21 protein-coding genes are annotated in these 25,048 nt (G+C 40.1%); 13 read left to right on the top strand and 8 right to left on the bottom strand.

Annotation, left to right across the window (positions count from 1 at the left end):
- Positions 1-70 precede the first annotated feature (70 nt).
- The 3 genes from QL995_RS02255 (at position 71) to QL995_RS02245 (ending at position 2,139) form a co-directional block, all read left to right on the top strand.
- Complete coding sequence (locus QL995_RS02255) at positions 71-814, top strand: ferredoxin--NADP reductase (RefSeq protein WP_101164395.1); 744 nt, start codon at positions 71-73, stop codon at positions 812-814.
- Positions 815-1,065: 251 nt separating this feature from the next.
- Positions 1,066-1,809, top strand: coding sequence for a nuclear transport factor 2 family protein (locus tag QL995_RS02250; RefSeq protein ID WP_007583507.1), 744 nt, complete (start codon positions 1,066-1,068; stop codon positions 1,807-1,809).
- 9 nt (positions 1,810-1,818) lie between these two features.
- The gene (locus QL995_RS02245; protein WP_007583509.1) at positions 1,819-2,139 is read left to right on the top strand and encodes a hypothetical protein; all 321 of its coding nucleotides are present in this window, start codon (positions 1,819-1,821) and stop codon (positions 2,137-2,139) included.
- A gap of 555 nt (positions 2,140-2,694) precedes the next feature.
- On the opposite strand, the gene hemH is transcribed toward QL995_RS02245, so the two are convergent.
- The gene (gene hemH, locus QL995_RS02240; RefSeq protein WP_290292274.1) at positions 2,695-3,714 is read right to left on the bottom strand and encodes a ferrochelatase; all 1,020 of its coding nucleotides are present in this window, start codon (positions 3,712-3,714) and stop codon (positions 2,695-2,697) included.
- Positions 3,715-3,788: 74 nt separating this feature from the next.
- Complete coding sequence (locus tag QL995_RS02235; protein ID WP_007583513.1) at positions 3,789-5,117, bottom strand: HD domain-containing phosphohydrolase; 1,329 nt, start codon at positions 5,115-5,117, stop codon at positions 3,789-3,791.
- Between the two features lie 200 nt (positions 5,118-5,317).
- Here QL995_RS02235 and QL995_RS02230 point away from each other — a divergent pair, with 200 nt between their 5' ends.
- The 3 genes from QL995_RS02230 to QL995_RS02220 all read left to right on the top strand — a co-directional run bounded on the left by QL995_RS02230 (position 5,318) and on the right by QL995_RS02220 (position 9,471).
- Positions 5,318-6,271 (top strand): HAMP domain-containing sensor histidine kinase, encoded by a 954-nt coding sequence (locus tag QL995_RS02230; protein WP_007583514.1) that lies wholly within the window; start codon positions 5,318-5,320, stop codon positions 6,269-6,271.
- Positions 6,272-6,524: 253 nt separating this feature from the next.
- Positions 6,525-9,065, top strand: coding sequence for a TonB-dependent receptor (locus QL995_RS02225; RefSeq protein WP_165728793.1), 2,541 nt, complete (start codon positions 6,525-6,527; stop codon positions 9,063-9,065).
- Positions 9,066-9,270: 205 nt separating this feature from the next.
- Positions 9,271-9,471, top strand: coding sequence for a ribosome alternative rescue factor ArfA (locus QL995_RS02220; RefSeq protein WP_007583517.1), 201 nt, complete (start codon positions 9,271-9,273; stop codon positions 9,469-9,471).
- A gap of 109 nt (positions 9,472-9,580) precedes the next feature.
- Here the strand turns inward: QL995_RS02220 and QL995_RS02215 are convergent, their stop codons facing one another.
- Positions 9,581-10,561 carry a helix-turn-helix domain-containing protein gene (locus QL995_RS02215; RefSeq protein WP_290292264.1) on the bottom strand — a complete coding sequence of 327 codons (981 nt, stop codon included), beginning with the start codon at positions 10,559-10,561 and terminating at the stop codon, positions 9,581-9,583.
- A gap of 220 nt (positions 10,562-10,781) precedes the next feature.
- Here QL995_RS02215 and QL995_RS02210 point away from each other — a divergent pair, with 220 nt between their 5' ends.
- Genes QL995_RS02210 through eat form a run of 3 tightly spaced genes read left to right on the top strand, consistent with a single transcriptional unit; the run spans position 10,782 to position 14,535 of the window.
- On the top strand, positions 10,782-12,188 hold the full coding sequence (locus QL995_RS02210; RefSeq protein ID WP_290292261.1) for an ethanolamine ammonia-lyase subunit EutB: 1,407 nt from the start codon (positions 10,782-10,784) through the stop codon (positions 12,186-12,188).
- Positions 12,185-13,072: an ethanolamine ammonia-lyase subunit EutC gene (eutC, locus tag QL995_RS02205; protein WP_290292259.1), complete on the top strand. Its 888-nt coding sequence runs from the start codon at positions 12,185-12,187 to the stop codon at positions 13,070-13,072. The genes QL995_RS02210 and eutC overlap by 4 nt, the downstream gene beginning before the upstream one ends.
- A gap of 59 nt (positions 13,073-13,131) precedes the next feature.
- A complete protein-coding gene (gene eat, locus QL995_RS02200) occupies positions 13,132-14,535 on the top strand; it encodes an ethanolamine permease (protein WP_290292256.1) in 1,404 nt (467 codons plus the stop codon).
- Positions 14,536-14,664: 129 nt separating this feature from the next.
- Here the strand turns inward: eat and arfB are convergent, their stop codons facing one another.
- The gene (gene arfB / locus QL995_RS02195; RefSeq protein ID WP_007583522.1) at positions 14,665-15,078 is read right to left on the bottom strand and encodes an alternative ribosome rescue aminoacyl-tRNA hydrolase ArfB; all 414 of its coding nucleotides are present in this window, start codon (positions 15,076-15,078) and stop codon (positions 14,665-14,667) included.
- A gap of 192 nt (positions 15,079-15,270) precedes the next feature.
- Between arfB and QL995_RS02190 the strand changes: the two genes are divergently transcribed.
- The gene (locus QL995_RS02190) at positions 15,271-15,843 is read left to right on the top strand and encodes a hypothetical protein (protein WP_010555231.1); all 573 of its coding nucleotides are present in this window, start codon (positions 15,271-15,273) and stop codon (positions 15,841-15,843) included.
- Between the two features lie 162 nt (positions 15,844-16,005).
- On the opposite strand, the gene katG is transcribed toward QL995_RS02190, so the two are convergent.
- The gene (gene katG, locus QL995_RS02185) at positions 16,006-18,186 is read right to left on the bottom strand and encodes a catalase/peroxidase HPI (protein ID WP_101164385.1); all 2,181 of its coding nucleotides are present in this window, start codon (positions 18,184-18,186) and stop codon (positions 16,006-16,008) included.
- A gap of 906 nt (positions 18,187-19,092) precedes the next feature.
- Between katG and QL995_RS02180 the strand changes: the two genes are divergently transcribed.
- Positions 19,093-19,983 (top strand): tetratricopeptide repeat protein, encoded by an 891-nt coding sequence (locus tag QL995_RS02180; protein ID WP_007583526.1) that lies wholly within the window; start codon positions 19,093-19,095, stop codon positions 19,981-19,983.
- Between the two features lie 699 nt (positions 19,984-20,682).
- On the opposite strand, the gene QL995_RS02175 is transcribed toward QL995_RS02180, so the two are convergent.
- The 3 genes from QL995_RS02175 to QL995_RS02165 form a co-directional block, all read right to left on the bottom strand.
- Complete coding sequence (locus tag QL995_RS02175) at positions 20,683-20,814, bottom strand: hypothetical protein (RefSeq protein ID WP_290292243.1); 132 nt, start codon at positions 20,812-20,814, stop codon at positions 20,683-20,685.
- Between the two features lie 91 nt (positions 20,815-20,905).
- Entirely contained in the window at positions 20,906-21,610 is a 705-nt protein-coding gene (gene deoD, locus QL995_RS02170; RefSeq protein WP_002959109.1) for a purine-nucleoside phosphorylase, read from the bottom strand.
- Entirely contained in the window at positions 21,610-22,842 is a 1,233-nt protein-coding gene (locus tag QL995_RS02165) for a phosphopentomutase (protein ID WP_010555228.1), read from the bottom strand. The genes deoD and QL995_RS02165 overlap by 1 nt, the downstream gene beginning before the upstream one ends.
- Positions 22,843-23,034: 192 nt before the next feature.
- On the opposite strand from QL995_RS02165, the gene udk reads away from it, so the two are divergent.
- On the top strand, positions 23,035-23,667 hold the full coding sequence (gene udk / locus QL995_RS02160; RefSeq protein WP_007583533.1) for a uridine kinase: 633 nt from the start codon (positions 23,035-23,037) through the stop codon (positions 23,665-23,667).
- Between the two features lie 17 nt (positions 23,668-23,684).
- Entirely contained in the window at positions 23,685-24,911 is a 1,227-nt protein-coding gene (locus tag QL995_RS02155; protein WP_007583535.1) for a NupC/NupG family nucleoside CNT transporter, read from the top strand.
- Positions 24,912-25,048 lie beyond the last annotated feature (137 nt).

Here is a 25,048-nt window from a genome sequence, read left to right as displayed (position 1 = left end):
TTTGTCACTTAATGCTAATGTTTATGGAGTGAGTTATTTAAAACTTTAATGGCTAAACCAAGAGGTAACTATGTCTAATTGGGTTGAAGCAACAGTAAAAAGCGTAACATGGTGGAGCGAAACGCTCTTTAGCTTAACCGTTAATGCTAATGTAGAGCCTTTTAAAGCAGGGCAATTTACAAAGCTTTCTATTATGGATGGCGACAAGCGTATTGCTCGGGCTTATTCATATGTGAACGCCCCTGAAAACCCCGATCTTGAGTTTTACCTTATTAACGTTATTGACGGTTTGCTTTCTCCTCGTTTAGCTACATTACAACCTGGCGAAACCGTATTAATAGAACAACACGCAACCGGCTTTTTTACCCTTGATGAAATACCACAAAGCGATCAGCTTTGGATGTTAGGTACTGGCACTGCCATAGGGCCTTTTTTATCAATATTGCAACAGCCCGATGTGTGGAAAAAATACAAAAGCATAAACTTAGTGCATGGTGTACGTTTTAATAACGATTTAAGCTATCAAGCACTTATTAACGAGTTATTAAGAGTGTACCCCGAGCAACTCAACTATATTCCTGTTGTAAGTAGAGAAGAGCCATTACAAGGCTTAAGTGGGCGGATTACTAACGCAATTGAGAGCAACGGCTTGTTTGAACATGTAAAATTAAACCCTGAGCCTAGTAATGCACAATTTATGATTTGCGGAAACCCACAAATGGTAAAAGACACCACCGCGCTACTTCTCGATAAAAACTTTACGCGTAACCGCCGCAAAGCACCCGGTAACATTACTGTAGAGCAGTACTGGTAGGCTACAGTGGTGGTATTAACTACCCGATAACGTTAAAATTTGCTATGTTGCACCCTTATACCAATATTATCAAAAATATGATCATTCTATCGCATTAAATAACTCACTAACTGCGTTAAAAATTATTCATATAGAACAACTATATGTCACAATTTTCGCCTTATTATTGTGCTATTTTCTTGACGCTATAATAGATCACTTATTTAATGTAATTGGTATTACACGTGTTTAGTGTTCATTTTAGGAAAGTTATGAAACCGTTATCTATTATTTTTGCCTCGTTAATTACCACCGTTGCGCTTATTACTTACGCCGCAGAACAAAGCGAGCCTGAGCAAAAAGAGCAGCAAGTTGAAGCTCAAGCAAACGCTGAAAAACCAAAAGTTGAAGATGAGCAATCAGTAACTCAAGTCAAAGCTGACGACAAAGTAAATACGCTTGAATACAAAGCACCTGAGCTTAAAAAGCCAACAATTGATGCGACTAAACCAGACGATTCAAAGGTATTGGGTAACGAGCAGATTAAACCTACTGAAAAACCTAAAAATAAAATAGAAAAAGCAGTGGCTGTAGCGGAAGCTGAAAAAGCAGTTACGCAAGCAAAAGAAGCGCTGACAGTTAAGCAACAAACTAAAGCTAAGCAATCTCGCGAATCACTTGCGGTAGTAGAGCAGTTAGTTAAAGCGTATAACGCGCGTAACATTGAAGAGTTTCTTCGTGTGTATGCCGAAGATGTTGAGTTTTATATTTTCCCTAATGAGCTATTATTTAAAGGTAAAGAAAAACTAATAGAACGTTATGGGCTAATGTTTAAAAAGTTAAAGTGTATTCACTCATCACCAATTAAGCGCATAGTACACGGTGATATAGTGATTGATCACGAACTATCAGAAACCTGCTCAACTGACGAAAAGGTAGTTGATAAACGCTCAGAACTTATTTCGAGTTACCAAATTAAAGATGGAAAAATAGTACGCGTACTGTTTTTTAGATAAAGGCTTTATATGCAAATAAATGACGACAAAAAAATTCGCTTAATGTATCGCATCGAGCCCGGTTGCCTTGGCCCTAAGGGTGCTGAGCATGTTGAAGATTTTTGTCGTTTTGCAAATAAACATATTAAGTCACCATTTTATGGCCAATTTGTATTTTTACCTCGTTACGATAAAACCATAGACGAGCGACAATATAGCGTTAACAGCCGTAATTTATCTCTTGTGCAGGCTCGAGCTTACTTAAAGCACTTTGATATTAATATTGAAGAATTTGAAGAACAACTCGACGAGCTCCTCACTAAAGCGATTGATTTATACTTTAAGCGATAGCGTTTAATTGCTGTTGCTTAGGTATTCTTCCCCTCCACAATGCGTTTTTATTTATTTTAATTATTATTAAAAGTATAAGTAATTTCTTCCACAAAGATAAGGTAATCAGTAATAACTGAGAAAAACCAGATCGGCCAATATGTATCACCTACTCTAAAAGCGCAGCGTCTCTTAAGCTCTTTGTGAATTAATTCGCCCTTTAAAAGCTTTTATTTGCACAATGAGAAGTAAAAGAGGAGTAAATGAGAAAAGCTAAAAACAAAAACCAGTATATTTATGTTTTATCACTACTCTAAAAGCGCAGCGCCTCTTAACCTCTTTGTGAATTAATTAGCTCTTTAAAAGCTTTTATTTGCACAATGAGAAGTAAAAGAGGAGTAAATGAGAAAGCCAAAAACAGTATTTTTATGTTTTATCACTACTCTAAAAGCACAGCGCCTCTTAACCTCTTTGTGGATTAATTAGCTAAATATTTTAAAAGCCCTAAAAACAAAAAAGCGGTGTTAATTTTAACACCGCTTAATGCGTAATATATTTAGCTTTAGTAAGCTTGGGTTACAACATAGGTTTTATAACATCAAACACAGCTTCTATATGGTCGTCTCTGTCGTTTAGTGCCGCTATGTAACGGTACTTTTTGCCACCTGCGTTTTCGAATATTTCACGATTTTCGCCTTCTAGCTCTTCGAGTGTTTCTAGGCAGTCGGCGCTAAAAGCCGGGCTGATAATGGCTACATCGGTAATACCCTCATCAGGCAGGGCTTCAAGGGTTGCATCGGTGTAAGGCTTTAACCACTCGGCTTTACCAAATCGACTTTGAAAAGTACTAATTACTTTGTCTTTATCAAGGCCCAGTTTTTCGACAACTAAGCGCGTGGTTTGTAAACATAGGCAATGGTACGGATCGCCGCGCTCTAAGAAGAGTTTAGGCATACCGTGATACGAAAAAACAATTTTTTGTGGCATACCATTCGCTTCTAAATCCTCACTAATACTATTAGCAAGTGACTCAATATAACGGGTGTTTTTATGATAGCCATTAATAAAGTGAAGCTCTGGCACCCAGCGCCATTTACGCAGTACGCTTGATACAGCATCGAACGTTGAACCCGTGGTTGGGCTAGAATATTGCGGATACATTGGCAATATAATAATACGCGTTAAGCCTTTATCACGAAGCTCCTCAAGGCCGGCCTCTATTGAGGGATTACCATAGCGCATAGCCATTACCACTTCAGTATTGGTATAACCTTGTTCTTTTAATAAGATATTTAGCTTTACGCTTTGTTGGCGAGTAATGTGAGTAAGCGGTGAGCCATTTTCGGTCCATATACTTTCGTATAATTTAGCCGAACGCTTAGGGCGCACACGCAAAATAATGCCATGTAAAATTATCATCCATACTAGGCGTGGTATTTCTACAATGCGTGGATCTGATAAAAACTCACGTAAGTATATACGAAGCGCAGCAGCTGTTGGTGCATCAGGGCTACCTAGGTTAGTAAGCAGTATTCCCGTTTTTTGGTTAAAACGCCCATCATGGGGATTGTCAGTAACCGCAGAAAATCGCGACACAGAGTGCTCCTTCAAGCAAATTCAATAATGTATTTTATGCACATTGTAACGAAAAAAACTGCCGTTTAGATCAATCATTTAGCAGTTTTAACCATAATTCTAAATGGGGCTGGTTTTTTAGATTCTAGTTGCTGCAGTTTTTCTATCGATTTACGGCTAAATACATGACCTTTAGGCAGCAACATTATACCCGAATGGCTGTGCAGAGCATGGCCGAGTATCATTTGATCTTTGAGTTCATGAGCATTACAAATTAGTACTGATCCTGCGATACTTTTTTGTTCGTGTAGTTTTGCATGGCTTGCTTCAAGCGCACGAACTATTTTAGGGTGGTAAAACGAACCACTATAAAGTTTTACACTTTCGAGTGCGTCCTCATGGCGCTGCTTTTCATCGCTTGCATTGCTCTGCTCAAACGCATCCCAATAGTCGCGCGCTAACCCTAATACCATAGCCCCTATCGGTATGTCGTTTCCAGCAAGGCCTTTGGGCATTCCATTTCCGTTAAAACGTTCAAACTGATAATAAATAGCATCCGACAAATCGTGTAAGTGTATTGCTGGCATTAGCATTAATTGTGCAGTACTTGGATGAGTATAAAAGGTCTTACGTTGTTGCTCATTTAGCCGATTTAGCGGTTTTTTATAAAGTTCAGGGTCCATAGCAAGCAAACCTATTTGTGCTAAATAACCCGCCATTGGGGCAAGATCGATGCTTTTTTGCGACAGATTTAAGTAAAGCGCTATTTGTGTGCAGGTATTTGCAATATTTTGTGCTTTGTTGCCATCAAGGTAAGGGTTTGCGTTAACAAAATTATATAGCAGCTCAACGGTTGATTTGTGCTCTTGTTTTTCGCGCTCGTTGGCGTCTTCTAGCTTTTTTAAAACTTGTTTAATTTGTAAGGTGCGTTTTTCTACTCGTTGCTCTAACGTGTTGTTTAGCTCAAGTAGTTCTTGGTTTTGTGCCTTAACTTGTGTTTCTAATTTTTTGTTTTGCTTTTTTAGCGCAAATTTTTCTAGGCTATCTTTAATGCTTCGAAGTAATAAGTCGTTTTGCCATGGTTTTTGAATGTAACCATTTATTTGCCCTTGGTTAACAGCCGCTAGGGTTGTTTGTATATCGGCGTAACCGGTTAATAAAATGCGTTGAGTGTCGGGTGCCAGCGCACGCGCTTTTTCTAAAAACTCGGCACCGTTCATTACTGGCATCCGCATGTCGCTAATAATTAAACCAAATTCATGATTTTTAAAAAGTGTTAGTGCGTTTTGCGGATTATCGCAAACAATAACCGTTAAGCCATTTACTTCAAGTAGTCGTGTTAACGTACGTAGTACTATTTCGTCATCATCAATACAAAGTACATCAACCTGATTCATTGGTGTGTTTGGTGTTGCTTGAGTCATTGCGCCGCCTTTAAATTACTTCTGGCTAAATAATAGCTTAAAAAAACATCCGTGACCTGTTTATGCTTACCTTTTATATAGAGTAGGAGTCACCTAATGTGGTTATTATCTATAAGTAGATAAATGCTCACACTAAAGTTGCAAATTTGCATGTAGACGACTAAACGTTAAGTATAAAGTTATCTATATGGATGAAAGGAATGAATGGATCAGATGGTAATTTTGAACGTGCTTTTTTAAACGAACAAAAGCTGCGCTTGGCCGCAGAACAATTACTCAAAGATAAAAGCACCGTTTTAGTTGCCATAAATAATGAATTACAAAAAAAAGTAGCCGATTTAGAACACCAGCAAATGCTGTTTGTGCAAACCGAAAAAATGGCAACCTTAGGAACGCTTTGTGCAGGCGTAGCCCATGAAATAAATACCCCGCTTGCCTATGCAATGAGTAATATAGAAAGCTTACAAAATTCTACTCCTTTGCTTATCACGTTGCTAAAGCTTAACGAGCAATACTTAAACAACGAAATTAAAGAGAGCCGTTTTAAACACGAAATAGACATACTCAATTTACAGTATCCGTATGCGTGGCTTTATAACAATTTGCAGGGACAAGTTAACGACAGCGTTGAAGGACTCAAACGAATAAAACAAATTGTGCATGACTTATTAAACTTTGCCCACCCCTCCTCCTCGCAAGATAAGCAACTAACCGATGTAACAACGGGTGCTAATAATGCTTTAAGATTATTAAGTAACAAACTCAAACTATGCGAGATAAAAACGCGGTTTGAACCACTACCACTTATTTGGTGCAATTTATCGTCAATTAATCAAATTTTTGTAAATCTATTAATGAATGCTTGGCAAGCATGCGAGCTTGATTTAGAAAAAGGCTGCATTATTGAGGTCAATATTTTTGAACTAAACACAAATATCTGTATTGAGGTAAAAGATAATGGCTGTGGAATGAGTGAAGACACAATAGCGCATATGTTTGACCCTTTTTACACAACAAAAGAAGTTGGAGAAGGTACCGGTATGGGTATGACACTTGTATACGCTATGGTGAGCGATCATGGCGGAAAAATAGAAGTTAACAGCACATTAGGGACAGGTACGACCATCCGCTGCCTATTACCTTTAAAAGCGTAAACTAACGAACAAAATCACAATGTAAATAAAAAGTTAACAGATCTTTTTTTGAAGTTTAATGCCCTTGTAGCGTGTATTTTAATCGATTAAAGGTGGTTTTTTCTTATCTTGAAATTTATTTGCATACTTAGACCAAATATTTAGTTTTTTTCATTTCTTTTTGTTTGCATATGTTGCTAGGATGTTTGCAACAGGTTATGAGCACCATAACCACACACATATTATAAGAACACAAAAAAACAGGGTCATCACTATGCCAACATACCGTTTAAACACACTTGCTGTAGCCGTTGCTTTCGCGTTTAGCGCACCAAGCATTGTTAACGCAGAAGAAGCACCAGTGCAAGCTGCTAAAAACATTGAGCAAATATCTGTATTAGGATCGCGTGTATCTAACCGTACTTCTACTGAGTCTTCTTCTCCTATTGATTTAATTGACGCAGATGATTTAACCAAAGGTGGCTTTACCGAGCTTGGCCAAAGCCTTCAAGCGACAGCGCCTTCATTTAACTTTTCGCGTACACAAGTATCAGACGGTTCTGATTTATTTAGACCCGCCACACTTCGTGGCTTACAGCCAGATCAAACTCTTGTATTAGTAAATGGTAAACGTCGTCATAACCAATCAATTTTTGGCCTTAACGGTACAGTAGGCGCAGGCGCTGCGGGTACCGATATGAATGCCATTCCGCTAACGGCCCTTAAAGGCGTTGAAGTATTACGCGATGGCGCAGCGGCGCAATATGGCTCTGATGCTATTGCAGGCGTAATTAACTTATCTCTTAATAACTCAACCGGTATTACAACGGGTTTTGTACAATACGGCGGCACAAGTGAAGGTGACGGCGACACTATTTCAGCAGGTTTAAACCGTGGTTTTGAATTAGGTAACGAAGGCGGCTTTATTAACCTATCGCTTGAGTACCGTGATGCCGATGGCACTAACCGCGCCGAGCGTGATACGGGTGGTTCGCTTAATGTTGAACCAGGTACGTTAAGTGAAGATGTACGCTGGGGCCAAGGTAACTCAGAAAGTGAATTTACGTCGTTATTTTACAACATGGCATTACCAATGGGCGACGGCGAGCTTTACTCGTTTGGTGGCTACTCAGAGCGCACGGCGCTGGGTAATGGTTTTTACCGTAACTTTAACGAAGCCTCTAAAAACGTAACTCAAGTATATAGCGATGGTTTTTTACCGCGCATATATAACGAAGCACAAGATATTTCAGTCGCGCTTGGTTTTAAAGGCGATATAAACACAGATTGGAATTACGATGTATCGGCCGTTTATGGTGAAAACCAATACGACTTTACATCACGTAATACATTAAACGCTTCTTACGCGGCTGAGTATTTATTTAACAACCCAAGTGCAAGCGATGCCGATATTGCAGCAAACTCAGGCCCTAGTGGCGGTTACTCAGGTGGTTTTAGATTTGATCAAACAACGCTTAACCTTGATGTAAACGGTATTGTAGATATTGGCCGTGGTGAACCTTTATATGTAACAGTAGGCGCTGAATATCGTAAAGAAAACTACGAAATAGTACCTGGCGATGAAGCATCATACGCCTGTGGACTAGCAAATATGGATACCTCGTACCCATCAGTAAACGATCCAGACCAATTTGCACAGTGTGGTTTTCAGGCTTATAACGGCCTACGCCCTGAAGCGGCTAACGACAGCGACCGTAACAGCTACGCAGTTTATGTAGACGTAGAAACAATGATCACCGACGCATGGAACGTAAGTGGTGCGCTACGTTATGAAGATTTCTCAGATGCTGGGGATGATTTAATTGGTAAATTAGCAACACGTTATGAATTTTCAGATGACTTTGCAGTACGTGGTGCGGTATCTACTGGTTTTAGAGCACCATCACTTCAACAAAGTGGTTATACAGCCTTTACAACTAACTTAGGTTCAGACGGTACATTAACGCAGTCGTTCACTGCAAACACCGGTACAGCCTTCCCAAGTGCGTTAGGCGTAGATAGCTTAGAGCTTGAAACTTCAACAAACTACAGTGCTGGTTTTGTTTACGATGTAACAAGCGAGCTTTCGTTAACGGTTGATTTTTACCGCGTAGAAATTGAAGACCGTATTACACTTGGCAGCTTACTTACCGCTGACGACGTATCGTTTAGCTCAGAAGCAGTTGCAGCCCTACAAGCAACAGGAGCTGTGCAAGCTAACTACTTCTCAAACTCGGTTGATTCTACTACGCAAGGTGTTGATATTATTGCATCGTACCGCACTGAAGTTGAAGGCGGCAATTTAGGAGTAACCTTTGCGGGTAACCTAAACGATACTAAAATTGACGGCGTAAACGCTGAAGACGGTATTCCTGAAGCGGTTGCTTTTGATGATTTACAACGTAGCTTTTTTACCGACGGACAACCTAGTGAACGTGCAACGCTTACGTTTGACTACGAGCGCGATGCCTACACATCAACCATTCGCTTTAACTACTTTGGCGAAACAGACGTAAAATACTTTGGTAATGACCATATTTCATTACCAGGTGAGCTTTCGCCAACGGGGTCGTTTAAACCAACAAGTACGGTTGAATCTGCTGTGTTAGTTGATTTAAATGTTAGCTACCAAATTAACGACATGTTTGCGCTTTCGGTAGGTGCCGATAACGTATTTGACGAAACACCAGATGAATTAGGTGATGACGAAGTACTTAATTTTATCACCAACGGCGCATTTAAATACCCAGTACGCGCATTGCCATACGGCTTTGACGGCAGAACGTACTATGCAAAAGTAAGCTTTAGTTTTTAATTTATAAAGTAAACTAAAGTAATATTAAGCGCAGTTATTAACTGCGCTTTTTTTATACTTTTTTATTACTAAAAAAGTACCTGTTGGGCATTAAAAATACTTGCGCGGTTGAAAATTAAGCCTACAATCGCCATCTCTTAAATAGGCTAATATAAAAGCCTTTTTATTATTTAACTTAAAATAACCATTGGCTGATAGGAAATATATGACTAAAAAATCTAAAGCAAAAACCGCAAACACCAGCGCGGTAGACACAGGGCGAGGCGTTATAAACCATAATGCACTAGCGGCGATGGTCACCTCTAAATTATTTAAACCACAAGTAGTTAAAGCTAAAAAAGGCAAAGGCTCGTTTAAACGCAGCAACAAACATTCAGGACAAGAGTCCTATTTAATCGCGGCTTAAATAGCACCGATCAAATAGGGCTTTTGAATATAGTAAGCGAGGTTTTATACCTCGCTTTTACTTTTAAAGCATTAAAGCCACGTTACACGAGCGCGAAGTAAATTCGCACCTACAAGTTTGTAGAGCACGGTGGTTTAAACTGCTGTGCTGAATTTTTAACTGTTTGTGATGGGTTTTCACCAAATAGTTGCGTGTAATCTTTAGCAAATTGTCCCGCATGCCAAAATCCCCAATTGGCTGCTATTACTGAAATTGGCTTATCTTGGTTTAATTTTTTTAGTTCCCGCCTTACATTATTTAAGCGTGTTAAACGTAAAAACCGCAAAGGGTTAATTCCTAAAATACTCTCAAAGCTATATTGAAGTGTGCGCCTACTTACAAAGGCGAGCTCGCACAGCTCGGTTATGGTTATTGGGTTTTGTGGATTTGTGGCCACGTAATCTTTTACTTTATCTACTACGGCTTTTCTATGTTTATAACTTGGCGCAATATTTTGTTGTGGATTATCTGCTTGTAATAAGTGTAGTGCCAACATGCTTAGCATATCTTGTTGTGATTCGGTTTTAAGTCCAAAGCCCTTGCCTACAACCATGCTATTAATTATTTGCCTTGCCGTTTGTAATGATGAGTTGCTTACCGATAAGCGAGCTGATTGGGCAGATGACAGGTTTTTCAATGTTACGCCTTGTAGCTGCGCCATATATTCAATTGAATTCCAATCGATTACCAAACCATAAATATTAAATTGCTCAGGGGTTATCAGCTCAAAGTCATTATCACTTGTACGGCACATAAATTGATTACTTGCCACACTTAGACCATTAATCTTACTTTGCTGCGACTGACAAGGAATGCCAAGCCAAACAGAATTGGGGGCGATGTTACATTGCTGACGAAGCGCTCGCTCGGTGTATTCTTTAAACACATGAATATTGGCGTAATCTGTTTCTTCAATAAAACCATAAAAGCTGCCGTCGCTCATTTGATCGTATTTTTGCTGCCATTGAGTAAGGCTATGCGCTTGCTCGTCTATATCGTGTGTTTGCACCTTGCTCTTTAGTGGTGCGTTGTAGCTACTTTGCTGCGCCATATAGGGGATGCTCTTTTTCGTTACACTTTTATTATGGTTAAGTTAACACCGCTTTGCGTATGTAACCAATTGAATTGGATTAATAAATAATCTTTTGCCGAAATTCGATAGTTACTTGGTACAAAATAAGCTGTCTTGTAACTATTGAAAATTGATTTATAGCTAAAGATGCAGCAAAACCTATACCAAGGTTTATCATATTAGTTATGTGGAGTAAATCATGGGGCAAGCGTACAGTTACACTTTAGGTACACACACTTATAAATTCAAGAACTTAGCCCAGTTAATGGCTAAAGCAACGCCGCAACGTTCGGGTGATCGCTTAGCGGGCGTAATTGCACAATCAGCACAAGAACGTGCTGTGGCACAAATGACATTGGCCGATGTACCTCTTAAAACATTTTTAAATGAGGTACTTATTCCCTACGAAGATGACGAAATTACACGCTTAATTATTGACGAGCACGATGCCAATGCCTTTATGGCTATTGCACATTTAACCGTAGGCGATTTTCGTAATTGGCTTTTAAGCGACTTTGCAACACCCGCTATACTTGCAAGTATAAGGCAAGGTATTACGCCCGAAATGGCTGCTGCAGTTAGCAAAATAATGCGCAATCAAGATCTCATATTAATTGCTAAAAAGTGCCATGTTACAAGTGCTTTTAGAAACACTATTGGCCTCCCTGGGCATTTATCTACACGTTTACAACCCAATCATCCAACTGACGATATTAACGGTATTGCTGCATGCATGCTTGATGGGCTGCTATACGGTAATGGCGATGCCGTAATAGGTATAAACCCAGCAACCGACAACGTTGCCCAGGCCATTAAATTAATGACATTAATGGATGATGTTATTCAAAAATACGCCATACCGACGCAAAGCTGTGTGCTTACCCATGTTACTAACACTATTGAATGTATAGAAGCTGGCGCACCGGTTGATTTGGTATTTCAGTCGATTGGCGGCACGGAGGCTACTAACTCAAGTTTTGGTTTTAATTTAAATACCTTAGCTGAAGCGCAAGATGCCGCTTTGAGTTTAAAGCGCGGCACTGTTGGCAATAATGTGATGTATTTTGAAACTGGGCAAGGCAGTTCGCTTTCAGCAAATGCGCATCATGGGCTTGATCAGCAAACGTGTGAAGCTCGCGCTTATGCAGTTGCTCGTAAGTTTAACCCGTTACTGGTTAATACCGTGGTGGGGTTTATTGGCCCTGAATATTTGTTTGATGGTAAAGAAATTACCCGAGCAGGACTTGAGGATCACTTTTGCGCTAAGTTACTAGGCATACCGATGGGGTGCGACGTGTGTTACACCAATCATGCAGAGGCCGATCAAAACGATATGGATAATTTGCTAACGCTATTAGGTGTTGCAGGTTGCTCGTTTGTAATGGGAATACCTGGCTCTGACGATATTATGCTTAACTACCAAACTACGTCGTTTCATGATGCATTATATGTGCGTCGAGTTCTTGGCTCTAGACCCGCCCCTGAGTTTGAAGCATGGCTAAGCAAAATGAAAATTATGCAAAGCACTACCGATATCACACTTTCAGATACCTTACCTCCCGCTTTTGCAAAACCTCTGGGTGCAATTGCTGGAGGTGGCTCATGAAATCACGTTCAAAACCGACCACTCCATTAGATAACTCAGTAAATGAGCATAAAAATAACGGTAATGTAGTGCACAACCCTTGGAGTGATTTACGGCGTTTTACCGACGCCCGTATTGGGCTTGGTCGCGCTGGTATAAGTTTACCAACCTCAGAAATGCTGGCTTTTCAGCTATCTCATGCACAAGCGCGTGATGCGGTGAGTTTTCCGCTTGATATTAACGCAATGACTGAGCAACTAGGCAGTATTAGTGCTCTAAAAGAGGTTGCCCCTCCCCTGCATTTACACAGCCAAGCCGTTGACAGGGTTACTTACCTTCAGCGACCCGATTTAGGCCGCAAACTTAATGAAAGTAGTAGGCAAGTACTTCTCAGCTATATGAATAAACAAAAACACACTACGCAGGTTAAATACGATTTAGCGATTGTAGTGGTTGATGGACTTTCGTCGTTGGCGGTACAAAAAAATGCATACCCATTTATAACAGAGCTATTAACGCACCTTACAACAGACAAGCAATTTAAAATTGCTCCCATTACTTTGGTTGAGCAAGGGCGAGTAGCGATTGGCGACGATATAGGTGAGTTGCTAAATGCGCAGGTGGTTATGGTGTTAATAGGAGAGCGCCCAGGACTTAGTTCGCCAGATAGCCTTGGCTTGTATTTAACATGGGAGCCCAAAACAGGACTTAACGATGCGTGTCGTAATTGCATATCGAATATTCGCCCTGCAGGCCTACCTTATACAGAAGCGGCGAGACGCGCACTGTACTTATTACGTGAAGCTAAAAAACTGAAACTAACTGGGGTTAATTTAAAAGACCGCACACAAGATGATGTAATTGAGCATCAGGTTTCAACCACTAACTTTTTAATTGCTGAGTAATTTTAATTAAAAACACATGAAATAAAAAAATAAAAACTAAACATCAACGGAGAAAGGTTATGTCTACTAATAATACAGAGTACCTTGCTAAAAGACAGTTAAAACGTGGTACTGCGGGGTGGTTATTGCTCGCAGGTTTGGGTGTGTCGTATGTAATATCGGGTGACTTTGCAGGCTGGAACTTTGGTATCGCCGAAGCCGGTTGGGGTGGTTTTGCCATTGCTGCAGTATTAATGGCGGTTATGTATTTAGCGCTTGTACTATCGCTTGCTGAAATGTCAGCTGCAATACCTGCTGCAGGCGGTGGTTATAGTTTTGCGCGTCAAGCTATGGGGCCAGCGGGAGGCTATTTAACCGGGCTTGCCGTATTAATTGAATATGCCTTAGCACCCGCTGCTATTGTTATTTTTATTGGTTCGGCAGTTGAAGCCCTCACCGGGTTTAATGGCCCATGGGTATATGCATTATTTTACTTACTATTTGTGGGAATTCATTTAGCGGGCGTAGGAGAAGCGCTTAAAGTAATGATGGTAATAAGTGGTTTAGCGGTATTAGCTATTATTGCAACGGCTTTTGTTTTAATCACAAATTTTGATGCATCGCGCTTATTTGACGTCCCCGTAACAAATGCAGTGGGAGCCAGTGAGTTTTTACCTTTAGGTTGGTACGGGGTTTGGGCTGCATTACCGTTTGCCATGTGGTTATTTTTAGCGGTTGAAGGTGTACCGCTTGCTGCAGAAGAAGCAAAAGATCCCGCTAAAGATGTGCCAAAAGGCATTATTGGTGCAATGATCTTTTTGTTATTTACTGCTTTTTTAGTTGTTGTTTTAGTACCTGGTGCTGGCGGTGCTGCTGCAATGGGGGCAAGTGCTGTACCTTTAGTTGATGCATTAAATGCATCCGGTAGTGAGGGCTTAGCAACCGTTGTAAATATATTAGGGCTTGCGGGTTTAGTTGCTTCGTTTTTCTCTATTATTTATGGTTATAGTCGCTTAGTGTTTGCTTTATCTAGAGCCGGTTATTTACCACGTTCGTTGTCGATTACGACTAATCGCAAAGTGCCAGCACGTGCGTTGATTGTACCGGCAGTATTTGGCTTTTTAGTATCACTCAGTGGTGAGGGTGACTTAATACTTGCAATGGCAGTAGTAGGTGCAACGCTCTCGTATGCATTAATGGCGCTGAGCCATATTTTACTTCGCGTTAAACAACCTGATTTACCTCGCCCGTACAAAACTCCAGGTGGCGTAGTTACGTCAAGTATTGCTTTAGTACTGTCGCTTATAGCGTTAACGGGTGTGTATGCGTTTGACCCTCGTGCATTTTTATACACTATGGTGCTGTTTATTGTGGGCGCCGCATATTACTTTGGCTATAGCTCAAAACACTTAGTTGCTAAAAGCGCTGATGAAGAGTTTGCAATGTTGGCAAATGCAGAATCTGATTTAGAAATGGCTAAGTAGGTATTAATAGTTATTAAATATAAGTGAGGCTACCCCTCACTTATATTTTTATACGTACAATACGATGTAAAAATAGTGCCTGCATGTAGGCATCAAGTCCTTTATCTACTTTATTAATACCGTTTAAAACTAAAACTTTATGTTGCCGCGTAGCGCTTTGTTTTGCCCGTGTTTGGTTTTTTTGTCCATGCGCTTTCGCTGTGAATTACGGCTGGGCTTGGTGGCACGACGCGCTTTATTAACAACGGTAGCACTAAGTATTAAATCTTTTAAGCGCTTAAGGGCATCTTCTCGGTTTAGCTCTTGCGTACGGTGGCTTTGCGCTTTAATTATTAAAACGCCCTCTTTGGTAATTCTTGTATCATTTAAGGCTAGCAAACGCTCTTTATAAAAATCAGGTAATTTAGAGCGATTAATATCAAAGCGTAAATGAATGGCACTGGCTACTTTGTTAACATTTTGACCACCGGCACCTTGCGAACGAATAGCCGTAAGCTCTAGTTCCCATTCATCGATAGTGACAGTATTTGAAATTGTTAACATTGTGTTCAGCTCTATTTGTCAAAAATGTATTATATCATCAGTACATTAGCTTGTGGTGAATGAACTAAATTCTTAGAACTTAAATAAATTCTCATAAATTGTACTATAAAATCAGCCAATATATTATTTTGTGTTGGCAAGTGTTGCTTATTAGTTTCTAATTGGCACAACTTTAATACTAGGAAATGCTCAATGAAAAAAATACTTGTATCACTTAGCTTATTAGCAATGAGTTTCTCAAGCCTTGCAGTAGATATTAACGAAGGTCAACTTCAAAGCTATATGAAAGCACTGCCAGCTGTAACGAGCTGGGCAAGCAGCCAAGAGTCTTTAAAAGACTTAGACTTAGCAAGTATGTTAGGTGGTTCTGCAGATCAAAGTGTTGACGAGCAAAGCTCTCTAGCTAATAGCGCACTAAGCATGATTAAAGAGCAAGACCTATACAAAAGCTTCGCGGGTGTTACAGGCCGCTACGGCTTTACACCAGAGCAACTAGTAACTGTAGGTTCTGAAGTATCAATGGCTTATATCGAAAACCTTAAATCGGGTTTATCTGCTGATAATCAAGAAACAGCGAATAAAGTAATGGGCGGTTTTCAAAGTATGAAAAGTGCTAAAGATAAAGGCGCTAGTTCGTTAATGGGTTCGTTTGGTAAATCGTCAAGCGCAGCTGAGGAGTCTACAGAGTCTTTAGTAAGCGAAAGTAACCTTGAACTTGTGAGCGAATACATGCCACAACTACAAAAGCTTTTTGCACTTCTATAAGTTTTATTGTTTTATAAGAAGGTGGCTTTTGCCGCCTTTTTTAATGCCTAATTTTTATATGACTTAGATAAATTACAATATTTTATAAGTAATACTGACCGGGACTATATGCAAAAACGGGGGAGTAAATTATTACTCCCCCGTTTTTATTTAGCGTACAGATTATTTAATATCGAATCTGTCTGCGTTCATTACTTTTACCCATGCATTTACAAAGTCATGTACAAAGCGCTCTTTGTTGTCGTCTTGTGCATAAAACTCAGCAAGTGCGCGCAATATAGAGTTTGATCCAAATACTAAATCAACGCGTGTTGCAGTCCATTTAGTAGTGCCACTTTTACGGTCTACTATATTGTATAAACCTTTTTGAGTTGGCTCCCAACGGTTTGACATGTCAGTTAAGTTTACAAAGAAGTCGTTGGTTAATGAGCCTACGCTATTTGTAAATACGCCATGTTCGCTGCCAGCATAGTTGGTACCTAGTACTCGCATCCCACCAATAAGTACCGACATTTCTGGTGCACTTAATCCCATTAGTTGGCTGCGCTCTAGTAATAACTCTTCCGCTGACACTGCGTAATCTTTTTTCAGCCAGTTTCTAAAACCATCGTGAATGGGTTCTAGTACATCAAACGATTCTGCATCAGTCATTTCGTCTGTTGCATCTCCACGTCCTGGAGCAAACGGCACGTTTACATCAACACCGGCTTGTTTTGCAGCTTGTTCTACGGCTGCTGTACCACCTAAAACAATTAAGTCGGCGATACTAACAGGTTTACTCAAGCCAGCCTGCACTTTTTCAAGCGCACTAAGTACTGATGCTAAACGTTCTGGCTCATTACCTTGCCAATCTTTTTGCGGTGCTAAACGAATGCGTGCACCATTTGCGCCGCCACGTTTATCAGAACCACGATAAGTACGTGCGCTATCCCAAGCTGTATTTATTAAATCAGCGGCACTAACACCACAATTTAATAATGTGGTTTTTAAATTGCTAATTTCGTCGTCTGTTAATGTGTAATCAACGGTTGGAATTGGATCTTGCCAAATTAAGTCTTCGCTTGGTACGTCAGCACCTAAGTAACATGATTTAGGACCTAAATCGCGGTGAGTTAGTTTAAACCAGGCACGTGCAAACACGTCTGAAAAGTAGTCAAAGTCGTTATAAAAACGCTCAATAATTTTACGGTACGTTGGGTCCACTTTCATGGCCATATCAGCATCTGTCATCATTGGGTTTAAACGAATTGATGAATCTTCTACATCGACAGGTTTGTCTTCTTCTTTAATATTAATAGGCTCCCACTGATGAGCGCCTGCAGGGCTTTTAGTGAGTTCCCATTCGTAGGTTAATAAAAGCTTACAGTATTCGTTATCCCATTGTGTTGGGTGCGTAGTCCATGCGCCCTCTACACCTGATGTAACTGTATCGCGGCCAATCCCACGGGTTGTAGTGTTATTCCAACCAAGGCCTTGCTCGTGTACGTCAGCTGCTTCTGGTTCTGGTCCTAAGTTTTCTGCTTTGCCATTACCGTGCGCTTTACCTACTGTGTGTCCGCCTACCGTTAATGCGGCGGTTTCTTCGTCATCCATTGCCATACGTGCAAAAGTTTCGCGAATTTGGGCCGCTGTTTTAAGCGGATCAGGAATACCATTTACACCTTCAGGGTTGACATAAATTAAGCCCATTTGTACTGCGGCTAATGGATTTTCCATGGTATCTGGTTTATCTACACTTTCGTAACGACCGTCACTTGGCGCTAACCATTCTTTTTCAGCTCCCCAGTAAACGTCTTTTTCAGGGTGCCAAATATCTTCTCGGCCGCCGGCAAAACCAAAGGTTTTTAAACCCATTGATTCGTATGCCATGTTGCCCGCTAAAATAATTAAGTCGGCCCATGAAAGCTTGTTACCGTATTTTTTCTTTATTGGCCAAAGTAAACGGCGCGCTTTGTCGAGGTTACCGTTGTCTGGCCATGAATTTAGTGGCGCAAAACGTTGATTACCTGTACCACCGCCCCCTCTACCATCGGCTAAACGGTATGAACCCGCTGAGTGCCATGCTAGACGAATCATTAAACCGCCGTAATGTCCCCAATCGGCTGGCCACCAATCTTGGCTATCGGTCATTAAGCTTTTTACGTCTGTTTTTAGCGCGTCAAGATCGATTGATTTAAATGCTTCAGCGTAATTAAAGTCGCTATTGTATGGGTTTGATTTGGTGTCGTGCTGATGAAGAATGTCTAAGTTTAGGGCATTTGGCCACCAATCAGTATTGGGATTAGACGTTTTAGTATTACTGCCGTGCATGACCGGACATTGGCCTGCTTTAGGGTTGCTCATTCTGGAATCCTTATAATAGAAAAGTAAAATACTTAATCAATCAGTATCGTTGTTTATGTATTTATAACTTTTTAAAAAGTAACGGTTATTTTTATTTAATCGGCTTACTTATTATTTAGTGTGCCTGCCTAAACACTTACGTATCCTTAATATAGGCGCATAAATTATGCTACGCCAGCCTCAACATACTATTTAAAACGATTGCTCCAATTTATATTTTTGATTGGCCTTTTGCTAATGATGTATTTAACAATAGCTTTGTAATTACGTTCAAAATAATAGTAAAAATAAATCTGATGACGCTCGTGTAAGGTATTACGTAAGATAAAAAAACAAATTAGTGAATTAACCTTAACCTTTTTACTAGACCTGTGATCGAATTGAAAAATTTCGGCGTAATGGTATGTGAAGGGTTTGAAAGTGGTTTTAATTTATTTTAAGCGCACATTGGAATACCCCCCTTCACCATGAAATTGTAGTTATATAGTTATAATTATAAAGGTGCATTACTTAAGCCCAATGCACCTTTACTTTATAAACCGAATACTTTGAGTATTCTTATATTTTTAACTAATTGAATTGAATTAAGTATTTGTTCATAAAGATTCAGTTAGTATGAAGTTGTTCTCCTGTTAATCCCTACGACATATTGTTGTTTTAAGCAGTTTTTGCCAGCTCATATTGAGCTGGTTTTTTTTGCCTATTTTTTCTTAAAACCACCTAAGTATTAGCAAAATGCTCATGCTTTAACCTGTTATTGCTAAGCTCACTAGGCTAAAAAATTCTTACAACTATTGCTCCTATCTAAATTAGGTCAATTTTAATCCTGAAAAGTCAACGCGCCCTAGTGCCATTCAGCCCTGCATGTTAAAGTTATTACAGTAATTAATTTAATTAGGCGTACCGATGCGTTATTACCTATCTACACTTTTTGTTTGTTTAACTTTTTTTTCGGGCATAGTAAATTCTGCTGAACAAAAACCAGCAGCCCCTACAGCACAACAAGAGCAACAAGCCCTCAAACAACTTAAAGAGTCTATGTTTAAACCGCTAATGGAGCGCTACATACTCGACGAGCTAAAAGCCGTAAGGCAAGATCAACAAAAACTCCGTGAGGATGTAACTAAGCAAGTTACTCATGCACAGCTTGATACTGCAGATCGCGCATTAACGTACACTACCGATACTATTAATAATGTATTTTTTATAATTACCGCTACGGCTTCTATTTTGGTTTTAGTGGGCTGGAACTCATTACGCGATGTTAAAAACAAAGTAGAAGATATTGTAAATACACGTGTAAGTGTAATTACTGACGAGTATGAAGACCGATTAAAAATTCTTGAAGAAAAACTACGCGTACGCTCAGAAGAAATACTCAGTAACCAAGAGCGCATATCGGTTACCAACGAGGTTCATTCGTTATGGATGCGTGCCAATTTAGAAAGTGATTTTGCTAATAAAATTGAAATATTTGATGAGATTTTAAAACGCAAACCAGAAGATGTTGAAGCCATTGCTTATAAGGCCGATGCGTTATTAGAAATAAATGAAACAGCACAAGCCATTGAATTGTGTAATCAAGCCATTGATATAGATAGTGTCTATGGTTATGCCTATTGGCAACGAGCATGTGCTTATGCGCTAACACATAAGCATGCTGATGCATTAGCCGACATTAAAATGGCACTTGAATACTCTCCAAATTTACGTAATGAGCTATTACATGAGAGCGCATTTGCAAGCTTACATGACAACGACAGCTTTAATACGATAGTAGCTGGTGAAGTTGTTTAAGCACTCAGTATTTGGCCTGTATGATTAGGCGCAATATCATAAAAAAGGGCCTTGGCCCTTTTTTTGTTTTTAAAGGTTATGTTTGTTGTGTAATTAGAAGCTTTACTGCGCTCTACAAACTCTGCTCTACCGTAGAGTTAAGACCTAAAGTGATTAATTCACAAAGAGGTTTAGAGACGCTGCGCTTTTAGAGAAGAGCTTTGAAGTTAAAATAATCAGAAGTTGTGCTTCTAACATGAGCAACAAGTCATACTCTAAACTTGGTATAAACACTTCTATTCGCGCAGGTTACAAGCTTTTAAAGCAACGCTTGTACTTTTATAATGCCGAGTCAGCATTGGTTTTGCTCTTCTCATTTGCTCCTCTTTTTCTTCTCTGCGTGCATACTATTTTTAGGGCTGTTATACACAAATAGGTTTAGAGACGCTGCGCTTTTAGAGAAGAGCTTAGAAGTTAAAATAATAAAAACAATCAGAGACTGTGCTTCTAACATGAGCAACAAGTCATACTCTAAACTTGGTATAAACACTTCTATTCGCGCAGGTTACAAGCTTTTAAAGCAACGCTTGTACTTTTATAATGCCGAGTCAGCATTGGTTTTGCTCTTCTCATTTGCTCCTCTTTTTCTTCTCTGCGTGCATATTTTTTTTAGGGCTGTTATACACAAATAGGTTTAGAGATGCTGCGCTTTTAGAGTAGTTAGCTTAAGTAATTAGAAGCTGTGCTTCTCGCGCGAGCAAGCTCTGCGCCTACAACACAGCAAATCACGTCAAAATCCGATGCAATATTGTATGGTGGCTTATTTTCTTCAGGCATAAAAAAAAGCCGCATAAAATGCGGCTTTGGAGGTTTAGTCTCACTTCACTTTGGGCGTGTCTCCAAAACTTAGTGAATACGTTACCAAGGAACTGTTATGTATTATTTAAGCTATTGACTCTAATGCAATTTTAACCATTTCGTTAAACGTGCTTTGACGCTCATCAGCAGGTGTTGCTTCGCCAGTGATTACGTGGTCACTTACTGTAAATAATGCCATTGCGTTTGCGCCGTATTCAGCTGCAACGCCGTATAAACCTGCTGTTTCCATATCTACTGCTAGCATGCCTAACTTGTCTAAGTCTTTATAGAACGAATCATCTGCTTGATAGAATGTATCTGTCGTAAATACGTTACCTACTTTTGCTTTAATTCCTAGCTCTTTAGCAGCGTTTACGCCGTTTAAAAGTAGGTCAAAGTTAGCAATAGCAGCAAAATCGTAGCCACGTACGCGTGCACGGTTTACGTTTGAATCTGTGCTTGCACCTTGTGCAAAAATTACGTCACGAATTTTGATATCTGTGCCAATACCGCCACACGTACCAATACGTATAATATTTTTAACGCCAAAGCTTACAATTAGCTCACGTGCATAAATAGACATTGATGGAATGCCCATGCCTGAACCCATGATACTTACTGGCTTACCTTTGTAAGTACCAGTGAAACCGTACATGTTACGAACGCCTGTAACTTGTACTGCATCATCTAAAAAGTTTTCAGCAATATATTGCGCACGTAGCGGATCGCCTGGCATTAATACTGTTTCGGCGAAATCACCAACGTTTGCACTGATATGCGGAGTACTCATTAATTGTTTTCCTTTTTATTTGGCGTTTTTAGCTCATTTAAAAAGCTGTCGCCGTAATCAAGCGCAGATAAGCTAAACCACTGTGCCAGTGTTTGACCTATATCTGCAAAGCTGTTGCGTTCACCTAATGGTGTGTTACTCATACCTGGCTGGTATGCAATAACAGGTACGTATTCACGAGTGTGCTCAGAACCTGGAAAGGTTGGGTCACAGCCATGATCTGCAGTGATCATTAATACGTCATCTGCTTTTAACTGATTTAGTATAGTTGGTAAATAGTCATCAAATTCTTTTAATGCTTTTGCGTATCCTACTGGATTACGACGATGACCAAATTTTTCATCAAAATCAACTAGGTTAGTAAAGATTAAGCTACGATCTGGCGCGCTTTCCATTACTTCGCTAGTTTTTTCTAGCAAGTTCATAAGCCCAGGTGCTTTGTGCTTTTGGGTTATGCCCTGATGCGCGTAAATATCTGAAATTTTACCAATACTAATTACTTCGCCGCCGTCTTTTGCTAGTACATCTAGCAATGTTGGTGCAGGCGGAAGTACTGAATAGTCACGACGATTACCCGTTCGAGCAAAGTCTTGGCTATTTGAACCCAAAAATGGCCGCGCAATCACTCGTCCTATATTCATTTCATCAAGTAGCGCCCGTGCGATTTCGCAAACTTGATAAAGCTTCTCTAGGCCGAATGACTCTTCATGCGCGGCTATTTGAAACACGCTATCAGCTGAGGTGTAACAGATTGGTTTACCTGTTTTTACGTGCTCTTCACCTAGCTGTTCTAAAATGGTAGTTCCTGATGCATGGCAATTGCCTAAAATGCCTGGAATACCTGTACGAGCAATAAACTCGTCTATAAATTCTTGTGGGAAACTAGGCTGTGTTTTTGGGAAATATCCCCAATCAAATAACACAGGTACGCCTGCCATTTCCCAATGACCTGATGGCGTGTCTTTTCCGCTAGAGATTTCTTTAGCGTAACCCCATGCACCTTGAGGAGCTTGGCGGTCTGAAATTAAACACGGTTCGCCACCGGCAGCTTCGCATGCATCCACTAACCCAAGTTTTGATAGGTTAGGAAGCGACAGCGCACTGCCTGTTTCGTCGTAATATGCTTTTAGTAAGTGAGCGAATGTATTAGCCCCAAGATCGCCGAATTTATCTGCATCTGGTGCTGCACCGATTCCTAGGCTATCTGCCATTAAAATAATTGCTCTTGCCATTTTGACCTCACTTTGATTCTAGGTGGTTACTTTATCCGCTGATCGAATTTTCCGTACAGGACAAAAGTCCTGTTTCATAAAACCTAAACATTATAAATTTGCACCCTTGAGCGAAGCAAAAGAGATTAATCGTGTCTTTTTTGCTATTGTGATCTACCAACAATATATCTTTCTGTGTGGATGAGAACTTTAGTGACACGAACTACTATTATAGCCATTGCAGGCGCATCAGCGTCGGGCAAATCTCTTTTTAGCCAAACAATTTACAATGAATTGGTTAATGAGCTTGAACCAGGCGCTATCGCCATTATTGAAGAAGATGCTTATTACAAGGATCAGTCGCATTTGCCGATGGCTCATCGTACGCAAACAAATTACGACCATCCAGATGCATTTGAACACGCATTAATGCTTGAGCATTTAACGCAACTTCGTTGTGGTAACTCAGTAGAAGTACCAACGTATGATTATGCACAGCACACGCGTAGCGCAACCACACGCCGAGTGCCAGCTGCTAAAATACTCATTGTTGAAGGTATTTTACTATTGAGTGATAAAGCGCTTAATAAAGAATTTGATATTAAGGTGTTTATAGACACACCTTTAGATATTTGTTTAATGCGTCGTATGCAACGTGATATGGAGCAACGAGGCAGAACATTACAATCTGTTGTTGAGCAATATCAGGCAACTGTTAGACCGATGTTTTATCAATTCATTGAGCCTTCTAAGCATAACGCTGATTTAGTTGTGACTCGAGGCGGCATGAACCGCGTTGCGATTGATATAATAAAAAGTAAAATTAAATATTTACTACAAGAATAACAACGGGAAACATTTGTATGACAACATTTATGAGCTTAGTAGGCATGTGTGTGCTACTAAGCATTGCCTTTGCTGCGTCAACTAATCGCAAGGCAATTAATTTAAGAACCGTTGGTATAGCATTTGCGATGCAAATTGTTATAGGCGGTTTTGTTCTGTTTTTCGAAGCAGGAAAAAATGTGTTAACTAGCATGTCATCAGCCGTCTCGTCGGTTATTGGTTATGCTAATGATGGTATTGGGTTTTTATTTGGTCCACTCGCCTCACAAGACACATTAGGTTTTATTTTTGCAATTCAAGTTTTGCCAGTTATCGTGTTTTTCTCAGCGCTTGTTGCTGTGTTATATCACCTTGGCATTATGGATTGGATAATTAGGATTTTAGGCGGCGGTTTACAAAAATTATTGAAGACCTCGCGCACAGAATCGCTTTCAGCAACTGCAAATATTTTTGTAGGCCAAACTGAAGCACCGTTAATAGTTAAGCCATTTATAGCAACGATGACAAAATCGGAATTGTTTGCAGTAATGGTAGGTGGCTTAGCCACTGTAGCAGGCTCTGTAATGGCCGGTTACGTAATTATTGGCGTAGATCTTAAGTATCTTATTGCTGCGAGCTTTATGGCTGCACCAGGTGGTTTCTTAATGGCCAAGATGATTGTGCCAGAAACTGAAACGCCTAGAGATAACTTAGCTGATTTAGATTTAGATGACGAAGATAAGCCTGTAAATGTAATTGATGCAGCTGCATCAGGTGCTGCAAACGGTATGCATTTAGCACTTAATGTAGGTGCAATGTTACTTGCTTTTGTAGCGCTAATTGCATTATTAAACGGTTTATTAGGCGGTATTGGCGGGTGGTTTGATTACCCAACATTAACGCTTCAAGAAATATTAGGTTATGTATTTGCTCCAGTTGCATGGTTACTAGGTGTGCCATGGGATGAAGCGATTATAGCCGGCAGTTTTATTGGTCAAAAGATAGTAGTAAACGAGTTTGTTGCTTACTTAGACTTTATAAATTATCGCGATACGTTAAGCGCGCACACACAAGCAATCGTTACTTTTGCTTTATGTGGGTTTGCTAACTTATCATCGATAGCCATTTTACTAGGTGGGTTAGGCGGTATGGCGCCTAGTCGGCGGAAGGATATCGCACGCTTAGGGCTCAGAGCAGTGTTAGCAGGATCTATGGCTAACCTTATGAGCGCAGCAATTGCTGGGTTTTTCCTCTCGCTAGCTTAGAAACTTATTGAGATGAACACCGGTGTTGCAAAACAAGAGGATAGTGCTTTAAGGGGTTAAAGCTCTATCTGACTTGAACGATACTTCACCAAGGGCCGCAAGGCCCTTTTATCGTTTTAGGCCTTAATTTTTAGCCT

This window comes from Pseudoalteromonas sp. APC 3358, from assembly GCF_030408075.1.
Taxonomy (GTDB): domain Bacteria; phylum Pseudomonadota; class Gammaproteobacteria; order Enterobacterales; family Alteromonadaceae; genus Pseudoalteromonas; species Pseudoalteromonas arctica.
This window is presented reverse-complemented; position numbering and strand designations above follow the sequence as displayed.